General features: G+C 52.1%; 4 protein-coding genes and 1 pseudogene. All 5 read left to right on the top strand.

The window, feature by feature from the left end; translation table 11 throughout:
- Window positions 1–753: pseudogene (locus ABYP39_RS16615) on the top strand (coproporphyrinogen III oxidase); the annotation flags it as partial.
- 49 nt (window positions 754–802) lie between these two features.
- Entirely contained in the window at window positions 803–1,588 is a 786-nt protein-coding gene (fnr, locus tag ABYP39_RS16610) for a fumarate/nitrate reduction transcriptional regulator Fnr (RefSeq protein WP_372783662.1), read from the top strand.
- A 194-nt stretch (window positions 1,589–1,782) separates the two neighbouring features.
- On the top strand, window positions 1,783–3,030 hold the full coding sequence (locus ABYP39_RS16605) for an acetate/propionate family kinase (protein WP_372783660.1): 1,248 nt from the start codon (window positions 1,783–1,785) through the stop codon (window positions 3,028–3,030).
- A complete protein-coding gene (locus ABYP39_RS16600) occupies window positions 3,023–5,416 on the top strand; it encodes a phosphoketolase (protein ID WP_372783658.1) in 2,394 nt (797 codons plus the stop codon). Before ABYP39_RS16605 ends, ABYP39_RS16600 begins: the two co-directional genes overlap by 8 nt.
- 109 nt (window positions 5,417–5,525) lie before the next feature.
- The coding region (locus ABYP39_RS16595) for an MBL fold metallo-hydrolase (RefSeq protein WP_372783656.1) at window positions 5,526–6,271 on the top strand (746 nt) is incomplete at its 3' end.

Here is a 6,271-nt window from a genome sequence, read left to right as displayed (position 1 = left end):
GCGCGCGATCACGGCTTCAGGTCGCTGACCTATAGCATGCCTGTCGAGGAGTCCGGATCACCCCTGTCCGGTATCAATACAACGCTGGACACCCTGATCGAGCTGGCGCCTGATCGCATCAGCTATGACTGTTTTAGCGATAGCCATGTACAGCCACCTAATCTGCTGGTCTTTGATCATCATGTTCGATTAGGTACCAGTGAAAGACCGATGCTGAAAAACAAATTAATAGCCCGCTTGGATGACGCGGGCTATGAACATCTGGGTATGGAATGCTTTGTGCGCGCCGATGACGACCTAGCGGTGGCCCGCAATGAAGGCCGCTTGCAGCGTAATTTACAGGGTTACACCCTGAGCCTGGCCCCCGATTTGGTAGGCCTGGGGGTTTCCGCCATCAGCGGCCTACCCGACTGCTATGTGCAAAATACCAGCTCGGTTCATCACTATTATGGATGTCTTGAGCAGGATATCCTGCCCGTCGTAACAGGGCGTTACTTGAACACTAACGATTTGGTTCAACGCTTCGTTATTATGTCCCTTATCTGTAACTTGTCAGTCGATACAAATGCAGTCTACAAGGAGTTCGGCGTACCATTTTTTGAGTTATTTTCCGATAAATATCAAGCAGTTGAAAATCTAGAAGAGAATGGTTTGCTCACCAGACATGGCAGTACTCTTCAAGTTACGACCCAGGGTCAGCGACTATTGCGGAAAGTATGTATGGCGTTTGATGCATACCTCACCGATCATTAGATTAAGCCCCGCCAAGTCACTCAATGGCTATACTGGACGGTAAAAATCAATGGTTGCGCACAAGGCCATGACACATACAAGCAAGGACGCAGACAAAGACACACTTCGAGAGGGTTGTGCCAAAGACGGCTTTGAACACTGCCGAAACTGTCTGTTAGGTGCTATTTGCCTGCCCATTGCCCTAACTTCTAAAGATGTTGATCTCCTCGACAACATCATCGAGCGCAAACACCCACTCCAACGCGGAGAGCATCTGTACCGCGAAAAAGACCATTTTAGCGCGGTATACGCGGTTCGCAGTGGTGCCATCAAGACCTACCATATCACTGATGATGGACAGGAACAGGTCAATGGTTTCTTTTTCCCCGGTGAGATAATCGGCATGGACGGCATTGGTTGCGGACGATTCTGTAGCTCAGCTACAGCTCTGGAAACCACCAGTGTGTGCGAAATACCCTTTGAAAAGCTTGGTGAACTAAGTACACGGCTGCCCAGTCTACAACGTCATTTCTTCCAGCTGATGAGCCAGGAAATCACCGAAGATCAGAAGCTGATAACCCTCTTGAGTAAGAGTAGCTCCGAGCAACGCCTTGCCGCGCTGTTGCTTAGTGTCTCCGCTCGCAATGCACGCAGGAACCTCTCGGAGACGCGTTTTAGGCTACCAATGTCACGCACCGATATTGGCAACTATCTGGGGTTAAAGGTGGAAACGGTAAGCCGACTATTCACCCGATTTTCCCACAACGGCCTGCTAACCGTGGACAACAAGGAAGTGGCCCTGCTCGACTTAGACCGGCTACGCCATGTAGCCAGCGTCAATCGCTACAAAGCCTGACCCGCTCAAATCCAAAACCCGTTACGACCCGACCGCCAATCAGTTCTTCTCTTGATCTAGAACAAGCTACCGTCTCGGCTTTGTACTTACTATAACTTATCAACCACACCCAAACGGACGCTCGCCTGTGGTCGGCCTGTTTATCAGCGACTAACGGGCTAAGTAGCCAGGGGCGAAACAAAAGGCAGCATATAGTGAAGATCCTCGCTTTGAACGCTGGCAGCTCCAGCTTGAAATTCGCCTTGTTTGACATGGCCGTCGAAGATTGTCGCCTTGTCAAAGCAGAATTTGAGAATTTCAAAGACGGCCACTGTGTACTCCACTTTCGTCTCGGTGGAGAAAATAGTGATGAGCAAATACGATCGGAACCCCTGGCATCGATTGAAGAAGCGATCCAGTGCGTACCAACACTGTTGCAGGAATGGGGATATAGCCAAATTGATGCCATAGGACACAGGGTAATTCACGGCGGCGAGCGATTTACAAAAGCAACGCTAATCGATTCAGAAGTTCTGCAGTATATCCAATCTTGCACTCCACTGGCCCCACTACACAATCCTGCCAATTTGGCTGGCATCACCACCAGCAAAAAGATCTGGCCAAGCGCGCCCCAAATAGCGGTTTTCGATACAGCATTCCATCACAGCCTTCCGGTAGCCGCATATACCTACGCCATCCCTTCGGCTTGGAGAAAAGCTGGAGCGAGGCGTTACGGCTTCCATGGCATCTCACACCAATACGTGGCGATGCGAACCGCTCAAGCATGGCAGTCGCCGATTGAAAATCTGCGCATTATCAGCTGCCATCTGGGCAACGGATCGAGCCTGTGCGCCATTGAAAATGGAACATCCGTGGACACTTCGATGGGGATGTCTCCCTTAACCGGATTGGCCATGGGCACCCGTTCTGGGGACGTTGACCCCGGTCTATTCAGCTATCTATCCAGGCAATGCGGACTGGACATAAACACGATAGAACAGCAGCTCTACAGCGATAGCGGTTTAAAAGCGCTTGGCGGCAGTCCGGACTTGCGCAATCTTGAGCAATGGGCTGCTCAAGGTAATCTCGACGCGCAGCTTGCTATTGAGGTCTATGCTTATAGTGCACGCAAATACTTGGGGGCCTTTGCGGCAGTTCTAGGAGGAATAGACGCCGTGGTTTTTACCGGTGGTATCGGCGAGAACTCCGCCACTATGCGGCAACGCATCTGCGATCGGCTACAGGTTATCGGGCTCGAGATCGACGATGCAAGGAACCGGAAAGTACGGCTCAGGGCGTTTGAAGCGCCGGAAATCGCCAGCAGCCAATCTAGGGTCCGTATATTTGTTACAAAAACCTGTGAACAACTCATGATTGCCAAAGAAGTACTAACAGCAATCGAGGGTAGCTCCGCGCTACCACATGCTGTCTGCCAAACACGTCAAGGAAACCTCTATGAATAATGTCACAACGGCGCGTGCCTCGTACCATGGCACGGTGACGGAAGAAGAACTAAAGGCATTGGACGCCTATTGGCGCGCTTGTAATTTTCTGGCAGCCGGCATGATCTATCTACAGGACAACCCATTGCTAAGGCAACCGTTGCGCGTTGAGCATATTAAACGACGCTTGCTTGGACACTGGGGAGCCAGCCCGGGCCTGTCATTTATGTATGTTCATATGAATCGGTTGATCAGCAAGCTAGATCTAAACGCAATTTTCCTGGCCGGCCCCGGACATGGTGCACCTGGTGTAATTGCGCCCGTTTATCTAGAGGAAACGTACTCTGAGATCTACCCGGATATCAGTCAGGACAGCACAGGCCTGCAACGTCTTTTTAAGCAGTTCTCATTTCCCGGCGGCATTGGCAGCCACTGCACGCCAGAGTTGCCTGGGTCTATTCACGAAGGGGGAGAGTTGGGCTACAGCCTGTCTCATGCGACCGGTGCTGTATTTGATAACCCGGACTTGATTTGTGTGGCGGCAGTTGGCGACGGCGAAGCAGAAACTGGCCCATTGGCTACCTCCTGGCATTCAGGAAAATTCATCAACCCAATACGAGATGGCGCAGTTCTACCTATACTGCATTTAAACGGCTACAAGATTAACAATCCTACGCTGCTATCACGCATACCCCACGCAGAACTTGAGGCACTTTTCAAAGGTTACGGCTGGAAACCACATTTCGTTGAAGGTAACGAGCCGATGGCAATGCATCGCAGCATGGCCGAAACAATGGAAACCTGTATCAACGAAATCCGTGCGCTGCAAAGCACCGCACGCCAAGCGGGAAACGCATGCCGCCAAGTGTGGCCAATGATTGTGCTGCGCTCCCCCAAAGGATGGACCGGCCCCAAAACCGTCGATGGTAACAAGATCGAAGGTTTTTGGCGTGCACATCAAGTACCGCTAAAAACGGTGCACCAAAACCCCGAGCATCTGCAACTTCTGGAGGAGTGGTTACGCAGCTACCGCCCGGAAGAATTGTTCGATGAAAACGGCAGTCTGATCCCAGCATTGCGGGCACTGGCGCCACGAGGGCTGCGACGCATGAGCGCCAACCCACATACCAACGGTGGCCTGCTGAAACGTAACCTGCGCATGCCAGACTTTCGCGACTACGCGGCAACCGTGGCTAAGCCCGCAACTTCGGCGGCAATGAATACCCGCCCACTCGGCGCCATGCTGCGCGACATTATGCAGATGAACAACCGTAATTTCCGCGTATTCGGTCCTGACGAAAACACTTCCAATAAACTCGACGCTATTTACGAGGTCAGCAAGAAGCTCTGGCTAGCAGAGTACTTGCCCGAGGATGCCAATGGAGGTGAATTGAGCCCCGATGGCCGGGTTCTGGAAATGCTGTCCGAGCACACGTTAGAAGGATGGTTAGAAGGCTATGTATTAACCGGTCGGCACGGCTTTTTCGCAACGTATGAAGCGTTTGTACACGTTATAGACTCGATGTTTAATCAACATGCAAAATGGTTGGCGATTGCTGAAAAACTATCTTGGCGAGCCCCTATAGCGTCACTAAACTTACTGATTACCTCAACTGTGTGGCGCCAGGACCACAATGGATTCACCCATCAGGATCCAGGTTTTCTCGATCTTGTTGTCAACAAAAGCCCAGCGGTTACGCGTATTTATCTACCACCGGATGTAAACTGTCTGCTATCGACAGCCGATCACTGCCTGCGAAGCCACAACGACATCAATGTCATTGTCTGCGACAAGCAAGCACACATTCAATATCTGGATATCGACAGCGCGATTGCACACTGCACCAAAGGCCTGGGTATCTGGACATGGGCCAGCAACGACGCCGGGGAAGAACCCGATGTAGTGATGGTGGGCTGTGGTGACATCCCAACGAAAGAGGCACTCGCTGCCACGGCACTGCTGCGCGAAACCTTTCCTACGCTGAAAATTCGCTTTATCAATGTCGTCGATTTGTTTCGCTTAACACCGAACAGTGAACACCCGCACGGGCTTTCCGATAGTGATTTCGACAGCCTATTCACTGCAGACAAGCCCATCATCTTCAATTTTCACGGCTATCCGTGGCTAATCCACCGGCTTGCATACCGGCGCAATAATCACCGCAACCTGCATGTCAGGGGTTATGTTGAACAGGGCAATATCAACACCCCTCTGGAACTGGCCATAGAAAACCGTATAGACAGGTTTAGTCTCGCTATCGAGGTTATCAACCGAGTACCAGGGCTGAATGTCGCAGGTGCGCATGCCAAGCAAGCCTTTCTGGATCAGCAGATTTCATGCCGCCAATACGCGCACACCCACGGCACCGACATGCCTCAAATCGACGACTGGGTCTGGCCCTTTTAACGACACCGCAGCGGCGCGAAGGCAGCGCATTGCGCTGTATTCAGCACCCTCACAAGACAATCGTTTTCTGTGGAAAAGCAGAAAACCAGCGGATGAAACGGAGGTTGTTATGGCTCAATTGACATTCTACGGTGCCGTAGCCGGCGTAACCGGCTCCATGTACCTGCTTGAAACCGATAATGCTTGCCTGCTGCTGGACTGCGGGCTCTTTCAGGGCCGCCGCGAGGAGGAGGACGCCAACCGAAAGCCGCTGCCGTTCGACGCTTCCCGGATCGATGCCGTCGTGTTATCCCATGCGCATTTGGACCACTCCGGTCGACTGCCGCTACTGATGGCGCAAGGGTTCGAAGGAGCGATCTACATGACTCGCCCTTCCTGTGATTTAATCGACGTGCTTTTGAAAGACGCAGCGTCGTTACAGGAACGCGATGTGGAGTGGGAAAATAAACGTCGACGCCGCGCAGGAAAAGAGACGATAGAGCCACTCTATCGGCTCGATGATGTGGAAGAAGTTCTAGATCATTGCCAGGGCATTCCCTATCACCACCGCACGCACATCGTCGACGGTGTCGATGTAAATTTTGTTGATGCCGGGCATATACTAGGCTCGGCGATAGTCGAATTATTTATCAATGAGCGAGGCGTTGAGAAGAAGCTGGTTTTCTCAGGCGACCTAGGCAACTCTCAGGCCGCCTTGCTGCGCGACCCGGACACGGTTGATACCGCGGATGTACTGCTACTGGAATCCACCTACGGCAACCGCGACCATCGCTCAATGGAAACCACGCTGCAAGAGTTTGAAGACGTCATCGAAACGGCATCTCGCAATGGAGGGAACATTCTCATCCCCTCTTT

The sequence above is a fragment of the Litorivivens sp. genome (genome assembly GCF_041625495.1).
Classification (GTDB): Bacteria; Pseudomonadota; Gammaproteobacteria; order Pseudomonadales; family Spongiibacteraceae; genus Litorivivens.
Note: the sequence above shows the minus strand (reverse complement) of the source record. Positions and strands in the feature narration are given on the sequence as shown.